At 70.9% G+C, this 19320-nt stretch carries 13 protein-coding genes, 2 tRNA genes and 3 pseudogenes; 13 read left to right on the top strand and 5 right to left on the bottom strand.

The features are described 5' to 3' along the window. Window positions 1-67: 67 nt before the first annotated feature. The gene (locus OG552_RS21615) at window positions 68-3748 is read right to left on the bottom strand and encodes a LamG domain-containing protein (protein WP_329135387.1); all 3681 of its coding nucleotides are present in this window, start codon (window positions 3746-3748) and stop codon (window positions 68-70) included. An 834-nt stretch (window positions 3749-4582) separates the two neighbouring features. Between OG552_RS21615 and OG552_RS21620 the strand changes: the two are divergent. Together OG552_RS21620 and OG552_RS21625 are read left to right on the top strand one after the other, a co-directional pair. Next, window positions 4583-4702, top strand: a pseudogene (locus OG552_RS21620) (transposase); the annotation flags it as partial. 220 nt (window positions 4703-4922) lie between these two features. Continuing rightward, entirely contained in the window at window positions 4923-5270 is a 348-nt protein-coding gene (locus OG552_RS21625; RefSeq protein WP_329135389.1) for a transposase, read from the top strand. Between the two features lie 6 nt (window positions 5271-5276). Here the strand turns inward: OG552_RS21625 and OG552_RS21630 are convergent. Then, a pseudogene (locus OG552_RS21630) lies at window positions 5277-5786 on the bottom strand (hypothetical protein). A 145-nt stretch (window positions 5787-5931) separates the two neighbouring features. Here OG552_RS21630 and OG552_RS21635 point away from each other — a divergent pair. Further along, window positions 5932-6089: pseudogene (locus OG552_RS21635) on the top strand (IS5/IS1182 family transposase); the annotation flags it as partial. A 415-nt stretch (window positions 6090-6504) separates the two neighbouring features. Next, a complete protein-coding gene (locus OG552_RS21640) occupies window positions 6505-6759 on the top strand; it encodes a hypothetical protein (protein ID WP_329135391.1) in 255 nt (84 codons plus the stop codon). A 20-nt stretch (window positions 6760-6779) separates the two neighbouring features. Here the strand turns inward: OG552_RS21640 and OG552_RS21645 are convergent, their stop codons facing one another. Beyond that, complete coding sequence (locus OG552_RS21645) at window positions 6780-7913, bottom strand: IS630 family transposase (RefSeq protein ID WP_329135393.1); 1134 nt, start codon at window positions 7911-7913, stop codon at window positions 6780-6782. Between the two features lie 635 nt (window positions 7914-8548). Between OG552_RS21645 and OG552_RS21650 the strand changes: the two genes are divergently transcribed. Both OG552_RS21650 and OG552_RS21655 read left to right on the top strand, forming a co-directional pair. Next, window positions 8549-12007, top strand: a complete 3459-nt coding sequence (locus tag OG552_RS21650) for a DNA polymerase III subunit alpha (protein ID WP_329135395.1) — start codon at window positions 8549-8551, stop codon at window positions 12005-12007. After that, complete coding sequence (locus OG552_RS21655) at window positions 12004-13002, top strand: DNA polymerase Y family protein (protein WP_329135397.1); 999 nt, start codon at window positions 12004-12006, stop codon at window positions 13000-13002. Before OG552_RS21650 ends, OG552_RS21655 begins: the two co-directional genes overlap by 4 nt. A 76-nt stretch (window positions 13003-13078) precedes the next feature. Here OG552_RS21655 and OG552_RS21660 read toward each other — a convergent pair whose 3' ends face one another. Both OG552_RS21660 and OG552_RS21665 read right to left on the bottom strand, forming a co-directional pair. Beyond that, window positions 13079-13741: an NAD(P)H-binding protein gene (locus OG552_RS21660; protein WP_329135398.1), complete on the bottom strand. Its 663-nt coding sequence runs from the start codon at window positions 13739-13741 to the stop codon at window positions 13079-13081. A 104-nt stretch (window positions 13742-13845) separates the two neighbouring features. Next, complete coding sequence (locus OG552_RS21665; protein WP_329135400.1) at window positions 13846-15069, bottom strand: amidohydrolase family protein; 1224 nt, start codon at window positions 15067-15069, stop codon at window positions 13846-13848. A 468-nt stretch (window positions 15070-15537) separates the two neighbouring features. Between OG552_RS21665 and OG552_RS21670 the strand changes: the two genes are divergently transcribed. The 7 genes from OG552_RS21670 (at window position 15538) to OG552_RS21700 (ending at window position 19288) form a co-directional block, all read left to right on the top strand. Beyond that, window positions 15538-15610 (top strand) — tRNA-Thr (locus OG552_RS21670). A 41-nt stretch (window positions 15611-15651) separates the two neighbouring features. Next, window positions 15652-15724: transfer RNA gene (locus OG552_RS21675), tRNA-Met, on the top strand. Window positions 15725-15808: 84 nt separating this feature from the next. Continuing rightward, the gene (rpmG, locus tag OG552_RS21680; RefSeq protein ID WP_004571794.1) at window positions 15809-15973 is read left to right on the top strand and encodes a 50S ribosomal protein L33; all 165 of its coding nucleotides are present in this window, start codon (window positions 15809-15811) and stop codon (window positions 15971-15973) included. Window positions 15974-16182: 209 nt separating this feature from the next. Continuing rightward, on the top strand, window positions 16183-16641 hold the full coding sequence (locus OG552_RS21685) for a MaoC family dehydratase N-terminal domain-containing protein (protein ID WP_329135402.1): 459 nt from the start codon (window positions 16183-16185) through the stop codon (window positions 16639-16641). After that, window positions 16641-17069, top strand: a complete 429-nt coding sequence (locus OG552_RS21690) for a MaoC family dehydratase (protein WP_329135404.1) — start codon at window positions 16641-16643, stop codon at window positions 17067-17069. The genes OG552_RS21685 and OG552_RS21690 overlap by 1 nt, the downstream gene beginning before the upstream one ends. Window positions 17070-17176: 107 nt before the next feature. Beyond that, complete coding sequence (locus tag OG552_RS21695) at window positions 17177-17731, top strand: TetR/AcrR family transcriptional regulator (protein ID WP_329135406.1); 555 nt, start codon at window positions 17177-17179, stop codon at window positions 17729-17731. A gap of 108 nt (window positions 17732-17839) precedes the next feature. Further along, the gene (locus OG552_RS21700) at window positions 17840-19288 is read left to right on the top strand and encodes a DHA2 family efflux MFS transporter permease subunit (protein WP_329135408.1); all 1449 of its coding nucleotides are present in this window, start codon (window positions 17840-17842) and stop codon (window positions 19286-19288) included. Window positions 19289-19320 lie beyond the last annotated feature (32 nt).

Below are 19320 nucleotides of genomic sequence, written 5' to 3' on the forward strand. Positions count from 1 at the left end.
AGGGATTCACTGCTGAGCAGGTGGAGCGCGGGGGCGGGTGCTTGCCGCCCCCGCTGGTGTCGCGGGCTCAGTCCAGGCCGGCGTCGACGATCTGCTGCTGGTTGGTCATCGCACCGGCCCACAGCCGGATATCGGTGATTTTCCCGGGCAGGTAGTGGGCCCAGTCGCTGTCGCCGGCGGCGTGACCCTCGCCCACCGCGAAAGCCCCGGACCCGATCACAGCCGTGTAGGTGTGTGTGACGTCAGCGTCGTTCTCGGCAGCGCTGAGATAGAAGCGGACAACCCGGGAGGGGGCGTCGAAGGTGCCCGTCAGGCGTACCGAGCTGCCCAGGTCCGCGACCTCGTTCGACCTCACACCGTCGAAAGTATTGTCGGCGTTGAGGCGGCCGAACCACCAATAGCCCTCTGGGGTCGGCGTGATGACGCCGGTGTCCGGGTCGACCTTGCTGCCGGTGCCGGTGCGCTGATACCAGAATCCCCACGCCGAACCGTCCGCGGATCGCTGCCCGATGACCTGTGCGGTGTAGCCGACGGGCTGTGCCAGCAGCTGGTTTTCATCAGCGTCGACTTTGGTGGACACAGTGAAAGAGGCGGTGTCATCGATCACCGGGCCCGGGGTGGTGGCAGCACTGGTCGGCCCGCCCAGCACGATCGCCTGACCGTCCAGTGACGCACCGCCCGACAACGTCAGAGAACGCCCGTATCCGGATGTTGCATCCGCCAGCGTGGTTGCACCGACTGCCGCCCCATCGGGGTTCCAGCTGCCCATCAGTTCGACACTCGACGGCGACCCGTCACTGGTCGGGTCGGTCAGCAGCCGGTCTTCCGTGGCGATCTCGTTTGCCGTGAGGGTCCGCTGCCACACGGCGGTCTCATCCACCCGGCCGCTCCAGTAGTCGCTGTAGGTCCCGGACCCGGCACTGCGCCGTCCGAACTCCAGTTTCCCGTCGGATACGCTCGCACCCGAGGTGGCCGGCAGGGCGACCGGAGCTGACTGCGGCCTGCCATTGACATACAAGGTGAGTGTGTGGTTCGGGGCGTCATACACACCGGTCAGATGCGTCCACACCTTCAACGGCACGCCCACGGTGGCGGAATTGACGCCCAGGAACTTGTGAACGCCGTTCTCATTCCAGCTCCACAGGAACACCCATTTCTGGATGCTGGACGAGTAATAAAGGGAGAACCCTGAATTGTCGCTGCCGGTCTCCGACACGACCGTCCGGAAAACCGAGCTGTCCGTGAGATAGGCCCAGGACGACACGGTGAACGACGACTGCGCGTTGACCACCGGGCCTGCCGTCTCCGCATACCCCTGCTGATTCGCGGTATTCGTCGTGTCGTTCAGCCACAGCGACTCGTCGGAACTGCCACCCCGGGCCAGCGACGACCACCCGGCACCCCCCGTGAACAATGTCGCCGGGTGACGGATACCCTCCGTCGCCGTATCAGCGGCCGTCGTCACCCCCGAATTCGGGGCCCCGTCATTGAAGCGCCAGCGACCCGAGGCTGTCTGCCCTTCCTTGACACTGAACGTGACACCCTTCGACTGCCCCCAGCCCGCACCATCCATCGCCCTGACCAGCAACACCTGCGTTCCCGCCAGTTGCGGAGTGACCGTGGGCTGCACACTCGCCCCCGTGATCGGCTGCGACCAGCCACCCGACCCCAGTTTGTACTCGTAAGCCAGGTTGACGTCACCCGTGGCCGGCCCGAAAGTGAACTTCGCCCCGACCCCGGGACCACCCGCGGCGATACATGAGCTACTCGTGCACTCCGTATACGGGCTGCCCACCGTGACCACCGGAGGCTTGGGAGCCGTGGTGTCCACCTTGAAGTAACACCACCCCGTCGTCGTCACCGTGCTGTGCGACTCCACGAAACTCGCGCCGCCGTCGTAGAACGACTGCGTGAACACCGCCAACCGGGACAGCTTCCCCTCGGCCAAAGTGACGGGCGACGGATCGGTCTCCGTCACGTTGTTTCCTATGTAGCCGCTGCTGGGCCGCACCGGCTCGGTCGCCACCGACCACGTGCCGTCGCTGTTCTGCTGCTGGATGTAGAAGTGGGCCCTCAGACTCGCCCCGCTCGCCCCGCCCGCGGCCGTTTCCACCTTCGCCGTGAGATTCGGCTTCGCCTCCCCGATCACCTGAGGATCAGAGGAGTTGGTCTCGCAGCTCACACCGCTGCCCGCGACGATCCCGGCGCTCTTCGGAGCCGCGGGAAGCCCCACATAGGTCACCGACAGCACCGCGTTGTTCAAGAACCGCTTCCACGCACTCGTGTCGCCCTCGTCACGGGCCTTGAGCAGCAGCGTCAGCCGGTCGAACTTCCCCGCCGCGAAATCGTTCACAGCGGACGTCAGCCGTGAGTCGTGGAACTCGATCGGTGCGGCCGGCTGTGACGGGCTGCACGCAGAACCCCGCCCCGCTGACACATCCCGGCTCGCCATCGTCCCCAGATTGTCCGGACGCCCGGCCCACGTCGTGGCGGAGGAGATGTTGGTGGTCCGCAGCAGATCAACGAAACGGGCATCGCAGGTGAACGACCAGGACTCGGTGTCCCGGAACGTCGTGTCCAGCACCTTCTTGCCCGCCAGATTGGCCGGTGAGAACTGGAAGTACAGCCGCTCCGTATAACCGGGCCCGCACACGTACCCGTCGTACTGGTCGCAGTGCCCCATCCCCTCACCCTCGTTGTTACTGCCGTTGCCCCAGTTGAAATTGGTGACACCGTCAGAACGCAACTGCGTATGCGCGGTCTGATCCAGACCGATACTCGGATCGATGTACACCGGGAAAGCACCGGCATCGGGATTCGCCAGCAGCGCCGCATCCGGCACAACCGCCAAGGCCTCGCCACCCACCTGCACCGGCAGCACCGCCGAAGCATCACCCTCACCAGGACCCGTAGTCGGGTCGTCCGTTCCGCCGCTCGACGGATCCGTAGGATCAAGGGCTGCCGCGGTCGCACTGCCACGTGCCGCCTTGGTGGCCCGCGCACCAGCCGAATCACGCGCCGTGTCCGCGGAGTTGTCCCCCTGCGAGTCCCACATCGCAGCCGCCGGCCCCGAGAAGACCGCGTGGCCATCGGCGTCAACCGCGCTCATCCCGCCACCGCCGGTCTGCGCCACAGTCAACCCGTCCGACGTGAGAGGGAACTCGATCCTGCCCAGTTCCGGATTCGCCCCAGCCTGCGGTGTCTTGACCACCAGGAGCTCTCTGAAGCCCTCGGCCGACGCGGTCATCCGCAGGTCGACCCCGGGGAGAACATCGGCGTACGTCGCGCTGGAACCGTCCAGCACCGGCACCGGCAGCGTCCCGGGCCAACCCAGACGCAGGGAATGGCCGTCGTGCGCAATATCCACCAGCCCCGAGCCGTCACCACCACTCGAAAAGGCCAGATCCACCACCGCTGCCTTCGGACCGACACTTCCGTCCGAGCGCGTCTCAAGCGTCGGATCCGGTGCCGCCCACGAACCGTCCGCCCGCTTCACCCGCACCGGAACAGCCGACTGGTCCAGCGTGAACGACGTACCGTCCGGATCGGCGTAGGTCGTGGAGTACTCAGTCCGCTCGCTGGTGACCTCGACCGGCTCCCCGGATTCCATGGCCTGGGCAGCAGCCCGTTGCGCCGCTGACAACGTTTTCGCCTGCGCCGCCGGGCCGCCCGAATCCGCCTGAGCAACCCCGACCCCCACGGCTGGCAACACCGCGAGCAGAGCCGCAGTCACCGCGGTGACCGCCACCCCCCGCACCAACCGGCGCCGCGCATGACGACGCACCCCACCCCACCCCATAAGTCCCCACCCCGGAGTCACACACGCATCGAACAAACTACCGATCGAACACTAGGTGCGGCATTCAAGCAAGTCCAGGCCATCGAATCCGGATAAAAGGCCCAGTCCGGGCGATCCCTGTCAGGCGACTGTGTGGCGACACCCATGGTTTAACGCACCAGCAGCATTACCCAGCATCTCAGGTAAAGAGTACGCAAAACGCCAGCGCGATCCTCGGATCGAGAGACGCGAACGCACTGCAGAAGAAGCGGAGGGAACGATCGGCGGAACCGCGACAGCCACCGGCCGCCTCGACAGCGCAGGCGAAACCGTCCCCCGCGTGGCCGAAGGTGACCTCGCCGCGGGTTACCCGCCCGGCGTTCGCGACCAGGCCCCGCCGTCAACCACCGGGAAGCGCCGCGCGCAGACCCGATGACATCACCAGGCAGGCGCCCGCAGCGCCTCCTGCTCTGCCAGCCTGAGTCGCTGTTGTCGTTCCGGTCTCGAGGGGTGCGTATCGAACGGGAGTCCCGATCGGGTGGTCTCGGAGAGTTCGGCGCATAGAGGTGGGGCCTTCTGAACAGCTCGGTGGTGTCGAATCAACGAGCAACGTCAGGAGGCGTCGGTGCTGGAGTGTTCCGTGTCGGTGGCCGGGCAGTCCAGTTCCGTCGCCCGGGGGTGTGACCGCCTGGCACACCGGTTCGGAAGCGCCGTCGCCAACGGGACGCGGCAGCCGCGGTATCCGTGGGACATGACGACGCGCAGTGGGGGGTGGTCCGGCCGTTGCTGCCGGTACCGGGCTGGATGCGGGGCCGGGGCGGGCAGCCGGAGGCTTACTGCCACCGGGCGATACTCGATGCCATCGGCTACCTGGTCGACAACGGCATCAAGTGGCGGGCGATGCCGGCCGATTTCCCGCCGTGGGACCGGGGCTACGCGTTCTTCCGCCGCTGGCGCGACCACGGCCTGACCCGGGAGTTCCACGACCGGCTCCGCGGCCGGGTCCGGGAGAGGGAGGGCCGGGACGCGGAGCCGACAGCCGCCGTGATCGACTCCCAGTCGGTCACGGCGGACGCCGTCGTCGGTACTGACAGCGGCGGCTTCGACGGCGGCAAGCTCATCAACGGGCGGAAAAAGGCACGTCGTGGTCGACACCCTCGGCCTGCTGCTGGGCGTGATGGTCACCGCGGCGGATGTCGGCGACCGCACCGCCGCGAAGGTCCTGCTCCAGCGGGTGGCCGAGGAGCATCACCGACTGGAGGTGGTCTGGGCCGACGGCGGCTACACCGGCCCCCTCGTCGAGCACTGCCTGACCACGCTCGCGCTGGTCCTGGCCATCGTCAAATGCAGCGACGACCGGAAGGGCTTTGTGGTGCTGCCCAAGCGGTGGATCGTGGAGCGCACCTATGCGTGGCTGATGCGCACCCGCCGTCTGGCGCGGACTACGAACGCCGTACCAGCAGCGCCGAGGCGATGGTCTACTGGTCGATGACCATGGTCATGACGTGCCGCCTCGCCCGGCCACGCCCGCAGCAGGGGTGAACCGGCCCGCTCCGGGCTCGGTCAGCCAGCCCCGCGCGACCAGGCGTGTCGCCTTCGACCGCAAGCCCTCCACCGGTGCCGGCACCACATCCATGCCGAGGCCGCGGCCATCTCCTGGCAGGTCAGCGGCCTTTGATGGAGCCGGGACCGGTCCGCGAGCGCGGTGAGAATGCGCTGGTAGTCCGCCGGCAGCACCGACCAGGCAAGGCCCTCACGCCAGACCGGCACCTGTGATCCGGGCTTCACCGCATTTCCGGGCGCCGGCAACCGGTCCGCCTCCCGAACATCCACAGTGCCGCCAGGCGCCAGTACCGCATCGACCCGCCTGCGGGCGACCGTCCACTCCTGCCATTCCTGCTCGGCCGCGGCCAGCTCGGCGTGGGTACTGTCGGCCCTCGCGCAACCCGTCAACCCGACGGCGAACAGCGAGCTCACGCTGTTCCAGCAGTCCGACAACCGACGGCATTCCGGCCTCCCCGGCGAGCGACAACCCGGCGGACCACAAGCTCCCACGAAATCACCGGCACTACGCCTGGCCAGCGAAGACTCAGCCCCCAAGTTCGGAACGACAACAGCGACTAAGTGCTGGTCGTAGGTGAGATGATCTTGTCGTGGCTGCTGTGATCACGGCGTCGGAGCCCTCGTGGATAGCCCCGTTCAGCGGGTTGAGCCCGCGGCAGTTCGGCAGGTTCGTCACCGCACTGCCGACACAGTGGGCAAGGGCCGCCCGTGGTCCCTGCCGCTGGAGAACCGGGTCCTGCTGGTCGCACCTGGTCCCCACCCGCGACCACAGGTCGTCATCGACGATAGTCCCCCCTCGCGCACCCGGGTGCGGATAATTACCCGGAGCTCAGGCGCAGCACCGACTGCCTAACCGGCATTCCATTCGAGGCCTTCGCCTGCTAGGGATTTGATAAGCCTGCACGCGGAGCTGAACAGTTCTTCTTCGTCCTCGGCAGCCTCTCCTAGTGCCGCATCAGGCAATGTTCGCCCCGTCGCGCGAGGTAAGGGCGGGGGCAGGCGCCTCTTGAATGCATCCCGCGTAGTCTCGCGGGATGCATTCTCCTCTGAGCTTTGGGGCCCCTCCTGCGCTGCCTCGCGCGGTGGTGGTTGAGACGTTGGAACGGGTTCTTCGTGACCGCTCCGCAGAGGGCGAGGCGGCGGGAGTTCTGGTCGGGACTGCGTTGAACGACGACGACGCGGACTTCGTCGAGTTCTGGTGTGTGCAGGTCGGGACGCGGGCTGTGCCGGGGAGTCCGCTGCTGGGGCTGGCTGGCCTGTGCCTGGGACACACCGCTCGACGCTTTGGCCGTCTCAGCGATGAAGCCCTGGCGCTGGCGGAGTCGCTGGCGGCGCGGGCTGAGGCGGAGCCGACGGACGTGGACGGCCGCGCCGTCGACGGTTATGACGACGTGCGGAGCTTCCTGCACCTGTGGTGATGCCGCCTGCCGTAGCCGGGTCAGGCGGCGTTCGCCCTGCTCACGAGGGCTTTGAGGCGCTTGTCGGCGGCGTTCTTGTTCCGCCAGATGATGTAGCGGCGGATCATGCTGCCCTGGGCCTTGTGGCTGGGGTGGTCGGTGCCGTCGAGGGCGAAATAGCGCAGGGCGGTGAACTGGGCCTCGATCCGGTTGAGCCAGGAGCTGTTGGTCGGGGTGTAAGCGATCTCCACGTTGTTCGCCGCGGCCCAGGTCCCGACCCGCTGGCAGCGTCTGGTGGTCAGGTGCGGGGAGTAGTTGTCGCAGATGATCGCGATGCGCGTGCCGGCAGGGTGGAGGGAGCGCAGGTAGCGGCAGAACTCCAGGAACTTGGAACGGTTCTTGGTCTTCTTGATGTGGCCGTAGAGCTGGTCCTTGCCCAGGTCGTAGGCGGCGAACAGGTGCCGGACCCCGTGCGGGCGGGTGTAGGTCGCGCGCCGCCGCCGTCGGGACTCACGGTCGGGGTCCTTGTGCTTCCCGCCGCGTTCAGCCCACTGGCGGCCGGGGTGGGGTTGAAGGTTGAGCGGCCCGAACTCGTCCATGCAGAACACGACCTCGGGTTCGCCGGGCTCAGGCAGGACCTCACCGTCGGCGATGGCGTACAGGTGCTCGACGCGGGCCTTCTTGACCGCGTAGTCGGGATCCTTCGAAGTCTTCCAGGTCTTCAGGCGCTGAAAGGTGACGCCTTCCTCGCGGAGCAGGATGCGCAGGCCCTCGTGGCTGATGTCGTCGACCACCCCCTCGGCGACCAGGAAGTCGGCCAGCTTCACCAGGCTCCAGGTCGAGAACGGCAGGCCGTGCTCGACCGGCCTGGATCTGGCGATCTTCTTGATCTCGCGCCGCTCGGGCAGCGTGAACGTCTTGGGCCGGCCGCCCTTGTACTTCGGGTAGAGCGAGGCGAAGCCGTCAGCATTGAAGTTGTGGATCACGTCCCGGGCCCGGTCCGGGCTGGTGAACGTCACCTCGGCGATCTTGGCCACGTTCATACCCTGGGCCGATAACAGCACCATCTGGGCCCGCCTCCAGGTCACCACTGACCCGGTGCCCCGGCGGATGATCCGCAGCAACCGCTGCCCCTCGTCGTCGTCGATCTCGCGGACCCGGACACGCTCAGCCATCCGCCCAGCATGACGCACAACGAGCCGCCCGGATCACCATCCGGACGGCTCGTCACAACAAGGCGAACATTGCCTGATGCGGCACTAGAAACACTGCGACGGGCCTCCCTTGGGCGGTGGCCTCGATCGAGAGCATCCTGTTCATGGACCCGATCCCAAGCCCTGCCCCTCCGCGGAGCGTCCGGGTTTCAGTCCTACGTGGACAGCAGACCGGCACTGCATCCCCGCAGGCGTGCACAAAAAGCCTGGGGCCACCAGGCTTCAGGCTCGTTCATCGCCCACAGCTCACGGCATACGCCGGCGTCAGAGTGTCGGGGCGGGGAGCAGGGCGTTCCGCGGCGACCCTGGCCGCTATGTCCGCACGGCGCCTGCTGGTCCCGGCGTCAGGCCCACCTGTGAAGTGGTGTGTATCACGCAACGGGCAGGCCTCGGTTCCGCCGCCGCCAAGTCCGCTACCGGGTCGTAGAGATGGCCGGGAAGCACCTCTTCCGGTCGGCCGCTCCCACCCTCCCGGGCGCCGACGCGCACGCTTCCAGCTCGCTGACCTGGGTCGACCGCGCTAGGATATTCGAACGGACGTACGAGGAACGTATCGGGCGGATGGCCGAAAAGGGGTGGAGTCGTGGAGGTGCGGCATGGCGGGCTTCGCCCATCTGCATGTCGCGTCCGGTTACTCCGAGCGGTATGGCGCCGCGCACCCCGAGCAGCTCGTCCAGCGGGCGGCCGAGCGGGGGATGGAGGCGCTGGCGCTGACCGACCGCGACACCGTGACCGGCGCGGTGCGCTTCGCCGAGGCGTGCGAGGAGAACGGCGTCAAACCGCTCTTCGGCATCGACCTGGCCGTCGACCCGATCGCGCCCCCGCCCCCACCCCCGCCCCCACAGCAGCGCCCCAGGACCCCGGTCCGCGGCGGCGCCCACGTGACCGAGCCCCCGCTGCGCTTCGTGCTGCTCGCCCAGAACAGCGAGGGCTGGGCCCGGCTGTGCCGGATCACCAGCGCCGCCCACGTGGGCACCGCGAGCGGAAAAGCTCCCGTCCAGGTGCCGTGGGCCGCCCTGCGCGAGCACGGCGGCCCCGGCCTGACCGTGCTGCTCGGGCCGCTCTCGGAACCGGTGCGGGCCCTGGCGGCCGGCCGGGAGGACGTGGCCGTACGACTCCTGGCCCCCTGGCGGGAGATCTTCGGCGACGGCCTGCGTCTTGAGGCGGTCGGGTACGGCCGCCCCGGCACCGGCCCCGGCTCCCTGCGGCTGGCCGCCCGCACCCTCGCGCTGGCCGACCGGACCCGGATCCCCGCCGTACTGACCAACGCCGTCCGCTACGCCGACCCCGCCCAGCACCGCCTCGCCGACGTCCTCGACGCCGCCCGGCTGCTGCGGCCGATCGACCGGCGCCGGCTGGACGGCGGCGAGCGCTGGCTCAAACCCGGGGAGCAGATGGCACACGCGGCGGAGCGGATCGCGGAATGCGCCGGCGCGGACCGGCAGCGGGCCGCCCGGCTGCTCGCCGACACCGCCGCCACCGCGGACGCCTGCCGTCTTCACCCCCGGGACATCGGCCTGGGCGCCCGGCACTTCCCCGAACCCGAGGTCGTCGGCGCCCGGCCGAACGGTGCCGCCCGGCTGCTGCGGCAGCGGTGCGCCGACGGCCTGGTCCGGCGCGGCCTGCAGCGGGATCAGGAGGCCCAGGACCGCCTGGAGCACGAACTGGGGATCATCACCGGGCTGCGGTACGACTCGTACTTCCTCGCCGTCGGCCAGGTCGTCGCCGACATCCGGGAGCTGGGCATCCGGGTCGCCGCCCGCGGTTCCGGCGCCGGCTCGATGGTCTGCCACGCCCTGGGCATCGCCACCGCCAACCCGCTGGAGCACCACCTGCTCTTCGAACGCTTCCTCAGCCCGCTGCGCGAGGGCCTGCCGGACATCGACATCGACGTGGAGTCGGCGCGCAGGCTGGAGTGCTACGACGCGATCTTCCGCCGCTTCGGCAGCGAGCGGGTCGCGGTCACCGCGATGCCCGAGACGTACCGGGCCCGCCGGGCGCTGCGCGACACCGGCCTGGCGCTGGGCATCGCCCCCGACGAGGTGGACCGGATCGCGAAGAGCTTCCCGCACCTGCGGGCCACCGACATCACCAGCGCACTCGCCGAACTGCCCGAACTCAGGCAGCTCGCCGCCGAGGCCGAGCGGTACGGCCCGCTGTGGGAACTGGCCGAAGGGCTCGACTCGCTGGTGCACGGCATGGCCATGCACCCGTGCGGCGTGGTCATCAGCGACGCGACGCTGCTGGACCGGCTGCCGGTGCAGCCCACCCCGCAGGGCGACTACCCGATGGCGATGGCGGCGAAGGAGGAGATCGAGGCGCTGGGCAACATCAAGCTGGACGTGCTGGCGGTACGGATGCAGTCCGCGATGGCGCACGCGGTCGACGAGATCGAGCGGGTGACCGGCGACCGTATCGACCTGGACGACCCGCGACAGGTGCCGCTGGACGACGTGTTCGCGTTCAAGCTGATCCAGGAGAGCCGGACCATCGGCATGTTCCAGCTGGAATCCCCGGGCCAGCAGGACCTGTTGTCGCGGCTGCAGCCGCGGGACGTGCAGGACGTCATCGCCGACATCAGCCTCTTCCGGCCCGGGCCGGTGGCCGGCGGCATGCCCGAGCGGTACATCGCCGCCCGGCACGGCGGCGACCCCGGCTACGCGCACCAGGACCTGGCGCCGGTGCTCGCCGACACCTACGGCGTGACGATCTGGCACGAGCAGATCATCGAGACGCTCCATGTGATGACCGGCTGCGACCGGGACCGGGCCGAGGTCGGCCGGCGGCTGCTCGGTGACAAGGAGAGACTGCCGGAGATCAGGGACTGGTTCCACCGCGCGACCGCCGCCCGCGGGTACAGCGCCGCGGTGCGCGACGAGGTGTGGGCGACGGTGGAGTCCTTCGGCGCGTACGGCTTCTGCCGGGCGCACGCCGTCGCCTTCGCGGTGCCCGCGCTCCAGTCGGCCTGGCTGAAGGCCCACCACCCCGCGGCGCTGCTGGCCGGCCTGCTGGAGCACGACCCGGGGATGTGGCCCAAGCGGGTCATCGTCTCCGACGCCCGGCGGCGCGGTGTTCCGGTCCTGCCGGTGGACGTCAACCGGTCCCGTAAGGAGCACATCGTGGAGCGGACCGAAGGGGACCGGTGGGGGGTGCGGCTCGCACTGGCCGGGGTGCGGGGGATCAGCGAGGACGAGTGCGTACGGATCGCGGCCGGTCAGCCGTACGGGTCCCTGTCGGACTTCTGGCAGCGGGCCCGGCCCAGCCGGCCGGTCGCCGAACGCCTCGCCGGGATCGGGGCTTTGGGCGCCCTGCACGACGGGCGGCTCACCCGGCGGGACCTGCTGCTGCAGATCGCCGAACTGCACCGGCAGTCCCGGGTCCGCAGCGCGGGTGACGGCCAGTTGCCCATCACCGCCGACGCGATCGGCGCGGCCGAGCCGAGCGGGCTGCCGGAGATGACCGGGCGCGAGGGCCTGAGCGCGGAGCTGAACACCCTCGGGATCGACGTCTCCCGCCACCTCATGGAGCACCACCACCGGCTGCTGCGGGAGATCGGCGCGGTCGACGCGGCGCATCTGGCCTCGTTCAGGGCGGGGCAGCAGGTGCTGGTGGCCGGGGTGCGCGCCTCCACCCAGACGCCGCCGATCGCCAGCGGCAAGCGGGTCATCTTCGTCACCCTGGAGGACGGCTCGGGCCTGGTCGACCTGGCGTTCTTCGAGGACTCCCACGAGAACTGCGCGCATACGGTCTTCCACTCCGGGCTGCTGCTGGTCCGCGGCACCGTGCAGGTCCGCGGCACCCGGCGGACCATCGTCGGCACCATGGCCTGGGACCTGGACCAGGTCGCCGCCGCCCGCCGCGACGACGGACCCGAAGCCGCGCTGAAACTGCTCGGCGCGGTCCGCCCGCACCCGACCCCGGCCCAGCCGCGGCGGACCCTGGCCAACGGCACCACCGGCGCCCGGCTGCACCCGTACGCCGACCTGCAGCCGGCCGGCAGCCGCTCGGCCGACCTGAAGAAGCTCGGCCACCGCAGCCAGGGGAGCGCGGGATGACGGCCAGGCCGCGCCACATCGCCCATCTGCACCTGCACGGCGGCCTCGGCGACGAGCGGTACGCGGAAGCGCTGGAGCTGCTGGCCGGCTTCACCCCGCACGTCCAGGCGTTCCCGCCCGACGCGGTCCAGCTCGACCTGACCTCGGCGCTGCGGTACTTCGACAGCAGCCCGTACGAGCTGCTCCAGCGGACCCAGTTGCGGCTCGCCGGCCTGTACGGGATCGAGAGCAGCGCGGGTCTGGCGGGCAACCGCATGCTCGCCGCGATGGCGGCGGCGGTGTCCGCGCCGGGACACGCCACCCGGATCCCCGGCGACCCGGCCGGGGCCGCCGCCTGGCTGCGGCCCTGGCCGGTGACCGCGCTGCCCGGGATCGGCCGGGCCACCGCCACGACCCTCGGCACGTACGGTCTGCACACCATCGGGCAGGTGGCGGACGCCCCCGCGGCCACTTTGCAGCGCCTGCTCGGCGCGGGCCAGGCCCGGCTGCTGGCCGAACGCGCCCGCGGCCACGACCCCCGACCGGTCGCCCCGCACGCGGCCGCCGCTCAGATGACCGCGGATGCCGTCTTCGACCAGGACTGCCTCGACCCGGCGGGGCACCACCGCGCCGTCCTCGCGCTCGCCGAGGAGCTGGGCGGGCGGCTGCGGGCCGAGGACCGGGTGGCCGGCCGGCTCACCCTCACCGTCCGTTACGCGGACCGCAGTTCCACCACCCGGACCCGCGCCCTGGCCGAACCCACCGGCCACTCACCCGCCCTCGCCGCCACGGCGCTCGCCGTCCTCGCCTCCCTCGGGCTCCAGCGGGCCCGGGTACGCGCCTTCGTGATCCGCGTCGACAACCTCCGCCCGGCCGGCGAGGCCCACCGCCAGCTCAGCCTCGACCCCGCCGCCGACCGCGCCCACGCCGTGGAAGCCGCCGCCGACCGCGCCCGCCGCCGCTTCGGCCCCCAGGCCGTCCGCCCCGCCACCCTCCCAGCGAACCCCCGCGGCTGACCCGCACCGCGTCGCGGCCCCGCACGGCCTGGTGTGAGCGGTACGGGGGTCGGCGGGTTCGTTCCGGGGGGTGGGGTCAGTGGGAGGTGACCATGCGGATGGCCTCTTCCACGGGGGTGTCACCGGAGATCAGTTCGAGGGTGAGGCCGGCGGTGCCGGGGGAGTTCAGGAGGGCGAGCAGGGTGGCGGCGACGTCGTCGCGGGGGACGGAACCGGAGCCGGTGGAGGGCGCGAGCTTGATCCTGCCGGTGCCGGGGGAGTTGGTGAGGTGCCCCGGGCGCAGCACCGTCCAGTCCAGGGCGGCGCCACGGGCCCGGATCGCGTCGTCGGCGGCGCCCTTGGCGCGGAGGTAGGCGGTGAAGACCGGGTCGGACCCAGTGGCTTCCGCGTCGGCGCCCATCGAGGAGACGATGAGGTAGCGGCGTACGCCCGCCAGCTCCGCCGCGTCCGCGAGGAGTACGGCCGCGTCCCGGTCCACGGTGAGCTTGCGCTCGACGCCGCTGCCCGGCCCCGCGCCGGCCGCGAAGACCGCCGCGTCGGCGCCCGCCAGCACCCGCGCCACCTCGGCGACCGACGCCGACTCCAGGTCGAGGACGACGGGTTCCGCACCCACCGCCCGCAGGTCGTCGGCCTGGTCCGGGTTACGGATCAGCCCGGCCACCTCGTCCCCGCGCTCGGCGAGCAGCCGCTCCAGCCGTAGCGCGATCTGTCCGTGTCCACCCGCGATCACCGTACGCATACGGTGACGGTACGCCCCGGCGCCCGCGGCACCGGGCACCACACGCGCGACTTTCCCGTACCTGACTCGTTGGCTGCCTACCTGCCTGCGTACCGGCAGCCGCGCTACGCCTCCCGGTGCGACTGCCGCGGCAGATCGAGGACGGCCTCGGTGGCCGAGTCGCAGTACTCCCGGACCGCGCTGGTCCGCGACACCACCCGGCCGCGGTGGATCACGATCCGGCTGTACGCGAGGGAGAGCACGCCGGTCAGGCTCTCCCCGCGCAGCGCCAGCAGTTCGGCGGGGAAACCGGCCTCCACCCGTACCTCCGGCAGCCCCATCACCGCCCGCGCCCCGCCACTGACCAGCTCGTACGCCCGCTGGGGCGCGCACTCGCCGTGCGAGGCGAGCAGGAAGGCGGCCTCCAGCGGGTCACCGCGGCCCACCGGATTGGTGAGGTCGCCGAGCGCGCCGCTGCCTGCCGTGACCCGTACGCCCGCGGAGAGCAGGGCCCGGACCGGAGTGGCACCGCCGCGGTCCAGCACGCAGCAGCCGCCCTGCGGCAGCGCCACCACCGAGATGCCGGCGGCGGCGAGCCGGGCGGCGGCCGAGGCGACGGCGGTGGCGGGCAGCGCGCCCAGCCCGTGGCAGGGGCCGAGGGTGACGCCGGGCCGCATCCCGCCGGACATCGCGGCGAGCCGGGCCAGCCGGGCCGGGTCGGCGGCGGCGGTGTGCAGGTCGACCGGGACCCCGAACTCGGCCGCCAGCGACAGCACCGCCTCGGTGTAACCGCTCGGGTCCGGGTCCAGGTCGGGGCAGCCGCCGACCGCCGCGGCACCCATCTTCAGCGCGTCCCGCAGCATCGCCAGACCGTCCGCGCCGGCCACGCCGGTGAGCAGCCGCGGTACGGCGACGGTCTGCACCTCGACCAGGCCGCGCAGCGCCCGTCGCGCCTGCAGTACGGCCTCCAGCGCGCGCAGGCCCTGTACGTCGCCGATCCGGACGTGGCTGCGCACCGCGGTGGCGCCGTGGCCGAGTTGGAGCAGGGCGGCTTCGGTGGCGCGGCGCTGGACGTCCTCCACGTCGCCGGCCGGCGGGCCGCCCGCGGTGAGGGCCTGGTCGAGATGGGCGTGGGGTTCCGCGGGGGCGGGCAGCAGCAGATAGCCGCGCAGGTCCACCCGGGTGCCGTCGCCCGTGCCTGCCGCCACGGCGAGGCTGCCCGCGGTGCCGACGGCTTCGATCCGGGGGCCGCTGAGCCGCACGTCGACGATCCGGCCGTCGGTCAGCCGGGCGCCGCACAGCAGCAGGGTGGCGGTCTCCGCGGCGGTCTCGCGAGGGCTGTCGGTCATCGCGCTCCTCCGGTGCGGGCTAGGGGGCGGCGGGGGGAGCCAAGATCACGCCAGCGTAGGGCTTGCCGCCCCGGCTGACCCAGCACCCTGCATAAGTACGACCGGCCCGCGCCCCGCCCCGCCGCATGCGCAGTTCTTCGCGCCCCTTCGGGGCCCACCCCGTTGTGGGTCGGGTGGCTGCGCCGTCGTGGCTTGTCGCGCAGTTCCTCGCGCCCCTTCGAAGCACGATTCCCCCGCGGCCCAGGCAAGGAGGCGCCCCGAAGGGTGGGGCGCTGGGGGCACCCCCGGACGGAGTCTGGGGGAGGAACTGCGCGGCCCGCCAGCTGCTGGGCGGGGGTCCGGGGACGGCGTCAGGGGGCTGGGCCGGCGGGCCCGGTGGAGGGGGTGCGGGCCCGTCAGGGCCCGCGTGGGAGGGGGGTGAAACGGATTTCACGTATCGCAGCGGAGCGTGTAATGTCTTCCTCGCTCGCCCCAATAGCTCAGTCGGTAGAGCGTCTCCATGGTAAGGAGAAGGTCTACGGTTCGATTCCGTATTGGGGCTCTGATGGTCGGCCCCCGCCCCCCGGCGGGGATCACCATCGCAGCGGCGTAGCTCAGTCGGTAGAGCAAGCGGCTCATAATCGCTGTGTCACCGGTTCAAGTCCGGTCGCCGCTACTCTCCGTAGCCGATTGTGGGATCGGTCCCTCAATCGGCTACTATTCCTGTGTTCATAACACCTGCTTGTCAAGGAGCACCCACGTGGCCGCCACCGACGTTCGCCCGAAGATCACGCTGGCCTGCGTGGAGTGCAAGGAGCGGAACTACATCACCAAGAAGAACCGGCGCAACGACCCGGACCGTCTTGAGATGAAGAAGCACTGCCCGCGCTGCAACGCGCACACCGCGCACCGCGAGACGCGCTGACCCGCTCCGTAACCCCGCGCCACCGTACGCCGCAGCGGCCCGTAGCCGGCCGCCGCACGGCCGTACGGACAAGGCCGTAGCTCCACCTACCGCGAGGCCGTCCCCGTGTCACCACCGGGGGCGGCCTCGCGGCATGTGCGGCCGGTCTACGGTGTCCGCAGCCGTACCCGTTCATTCGCAAGCCCTGCCCGTGCCTGCCGGAGGTGCCGATGGCCCTGGACCAGTCCTTCGTGGGGCGGAGTTATCCGCCCACCGCCCCCTACGAGGTGGGCCGGGAGAAGATCCGCGAATTCGCCGACGCGATCGGCGACCCGCAGCCTGCCTACCGGGACCCGGAGGCGGCCAAGGCGCTCGGTCACCCCGATGTGATCGCGCCGCCGACCTTCGCCTTCACGATCACCTACAAGGCGGCCGGGGTTGTCGTCTCCGACCCCGAACTGGGTCTCGACTACAGCCGGGTGGTGCACGGCGACCAGAAGTTCGCGTACACCCGCCCGGTGCGGGCCGGTGACCGCCTCACCGTGACCTCCACGATCGAGGCCATCAAGTCGATGGCCGGCAACGACATCGTGGACATCCGCGGTGAGGTGCACGACGAGTCGGGCGAGCACGTGGTGACCGCGTGGACGAAGCTGGTGGCCCGCGGGGCCGCGGAGGGGGAGGCGTGATGACGGCGACCGTCGCTTACCAGGACGTCGAGGTCGGCACCGAACTGCCGCCGCGGGTCTTCCCGGTGACCCGGGCGACCCTGGTCCAGTACGCCGGAGCCTCCGGTGACTTCAACCCGATTCACTGGAACGAGAAGTTCGCCCGCGAGGTCGGCCTGACCGATGTGATCGCGCACGGCATGTTCACCATGGCCTCGGCGGTCCGGGTCGTCACCGACTGGGCCGGCGACCCCGGCGCGGTCGTCGAGTACGGCGTCCGCTTCACCAAGCCGGTCGTCGTGCCGAACGACGACGAGGGCGCCCGGATCGAGGTCACCGCCAAGGTCGCCGCCCTCCTCGACGACAACCGCGTCCGGGTCGACCTCACCGCCACCAGTGCGGGCCAGAAGGTGCTCGGCATGTCCCGCGCGGTGGTCCGGCTCGCCTGATCACCCCGCCCCGCCGCGGGCCGCCGCCGTGCCCCCACGGCGACGGCCCGCAGGCGTTCCCGCGCCCCGCTTGACGTAGGTAGTGATTGCGCACTAACTTATTGCCCATGGTCAGGATGAGCGCAGATGAGCGGCGCGAGAGCGTCATCCGTGCGGCGATGAGCGAGTTCGCCCACGGCGGCTACAAAGGCACCTCCACCGAGGCGATCGCCCGCCGGGTCGGTGTCTCGCAGCCGTATCTCTTCCGGCTCTTCCCGAACAAGCAGGCCATCTTCCTCGCCGCCGCCGTGCGCTGCATGGACACGACGCGGGAGGTCATCGGGGCGGCCGCCGAGGGCGTGCCGCAGGACGAGAAGCTGTCGCGGATGGCCATCGCGTACCAGGAGCTGATCCACGACAACCCCGAGCTGCTGCTGATGCAGATGCAGACGTATGTCGCGGTGGCCGCCGCCGAGGCGGCGGGGGACCACGAGTTCGGCGAGGTGGTGCGGGACCGCTGGCAGCGGCTGTGGGACACCGTCCACCTGGAACTCGGCGCGGAAGTGAACGAGACGACGGTCTTCCTGGCGTACGGGATGCTCATCAACACCTTGGTGTCGCTGGGTTTTCCGGCCGGCCATCGCAACTGGGAAGGCTTCTACGAGACGGCCCGGCCGGAGTGACCAGGTGCCGCCCCGCTGCGGGGCGGCGGTCCGGACGGCCGGTCCGGGAACGCGTTTTCTGCTGGGCTCGAAAGTTAGTCATCGATAACTAATTGGGGGAACGACACCATGGCAACAGAACCTTCGGCCCGTCCGGCGAGCTTCGCCTGGGCGCTGGTCATCACCAGCGTCGCCGGGTTCATGGCGGCGCTCGACAACCTCGTGGTCACCACCGCGCTGCCGTCGATCCGCGGCGACCTCGGCGGGGCGCTCTCCGACCTGGAGTGGACGGTGAACGCCTACACGCTCACCTTCGCCGTCCTGCTGATGTTCGGCGCGGCGCTCGGCGACCGCTTCGGACGCCGCCGGCTCTTCCTCGGCGGTCTCGCGGTCTTCACGCTCGCCTCGGCCGCCGCTGCGATGGCCCCCGGCATCAACGAGCTGATCGCGGCGCGCGCGGTCCAGGGTGTCGGCGCCGCGGTGATGATGCCGCTCACCTTGACGCTGCTCACCGCGGCGGTGCCGGCCGAGAAGCGCGGCATGGCGTTCGGGATCTGGGGCGCGGTCAACGGCCTCGCCATCGCCAGCGGGCCGCTGATCGGCGGCGGACTGACCGAACACATCTCCTGGCACTGGATCTTCTGGCTGAACGTGCCGATCGGCCTGCTGCTCCTCCCGCTGGCCCGGCTGCGGCTGCGCGAGTCGACCGCGCCCGGCGCCCGGCTGGACGCACGCGGCACCGCACTGATCAGCCTCGGCCTCTTCGGCATCGTCTTCGCCCTGGTCAGCGCCACCTCGCACGGTTGGACCAGCGGGCGGGTGCTCGGCGGACTGATCGGCGGCGTGGTGCTGGTGGCGGCGTTCGTACGGCACGGAATGGTGGCCGAGCACCCGATGCTGCCGATGCGGATGTTCCGCAACCGCGGCTTCACGGCCGTCAACGCGGCGAGCATGCTGATGTTCACCGGGATGTTCGGGGCGATCTTCCTGCTCAGCCAGTTCCTGCAGAACGTCATTGGCTACGGGCCCACCGAGGCGGGGCTGCGGATGCTGCCGTGGACCGGTATGCCGATGATCGTGGCGCCCCTCGCGGGGATACTCTCCGACCGGATCGGCGGGCGGCCGGTGGTCGCCGCGGGGCTCGCCCTGCAGGCGGTCGGGCTCGGCTGGTTCGCGCTGATCGTCTCGCCCGACGTGTCGTACGCGGTGCAGCTGCCGGCACTGATCATCAGCGGTACCGGGATGGCGCTGTTCGTGGCGCCGGCCACGAATCTGCTGATGTCCACGGTGCGGGGCGCCGAGCAGGGGCTCGCCTCCGGCACGAACAACGCGCTGCGGGAGATCGGCGGGGCGCTCGGGATCGCCGCGCTCGGGTCGATCTTCGCGGCCCAGGGCGGCTACGGGTCCGCGTCGCTCTTCGTGGACGGGCTGCGGCCCGCGCTGTGGGTCGGCGCCGGGATCCTGGCGCTCGCGGTCGCCGCGGCGCTGCTGGTGCCGCGGCGCTCCGGACTCGCCGACCGCGAGGACACGGCCGTGGCAGGCTCCCCGCGGGACATCGAGGTCGCCGCCGGGCGGTGACCCGACGGCATACCCGGTCTCCGGACCGACCG

This window comes from Streptomyces sp. NBC_01476, from assembly GCF_036227265.1.
Classification (GTDB): Bacteria; Actinomycetota; Actinomycetes; order Streptomycetales; family Streptomycetaceae; genus Actinacidiphila.

Bases quoted from the DNA above. Each gene is read 5' to 3' on its own strand.
- OG552_RS21685 (WP_329135402.1), top strand. From the start codon at position 16,183: ATGGCCCTGGACCAGTCCTTCGTGGGGCGGAGTTATCCGCCCACCGCC.
- OG552_RS21650 (WP_329135395.1), top strand. From the start codon at position 8,549: ATGGCGGGCTTCGCCCATCTGCATGTCGCGTCCGGTTACTCCGAGCGG.
- OG552_RS21700 (WP_329135408.1), top strand. From the start codon at position 17,840: ATGGCAACAGAACCTTCGGCCCGTCCGGCGAGCTTCGCCTGGGCGCTG.
- OG552_RS21695 (WP_329135406.1), top strand. From the start codon at position 17,177: ATGGTCAGGATGAGCGCAGATGAGCGGCGCGAGAGCGTCATCCGTGCG.
- OG552_RS21660 (WP_329135398.1), bottom strand. From the start codon at position 13,741: ATGCGTACGGTGATCGCGGGTGGACACGGACAGATCGCGCTACGGCTG.
- OG552_RS21690 (WP_329135404.1), top strand. From the start codon at position 16,641: ATGACGGCGACCGTCGCTTACCAGGACGTCGAGGTCGGCACCGAACTG.
- OG552_RS21665 (WP_329135400.1), bottom strand. From the start codon at position 15,069: ATGACCGACAGCCCTCGCGAGACCGCCGCGGAGACCGCCACCCTGCTG.
- OG552_RS21645 (WP_329135393.1), bottom strand. From the start codon at position 7,913: ATGGCTGAGCGTGTCCGGGTCCGCGAGATCGACGACGACGAGGGGCAG.
- OG552_RS21655 (WP_329135397.1), top strand. From the start codon at position 12,004: ATGACGGCCAGGCCGCGCCACATCGCCCATCTGCACCTGCACGGCGGC.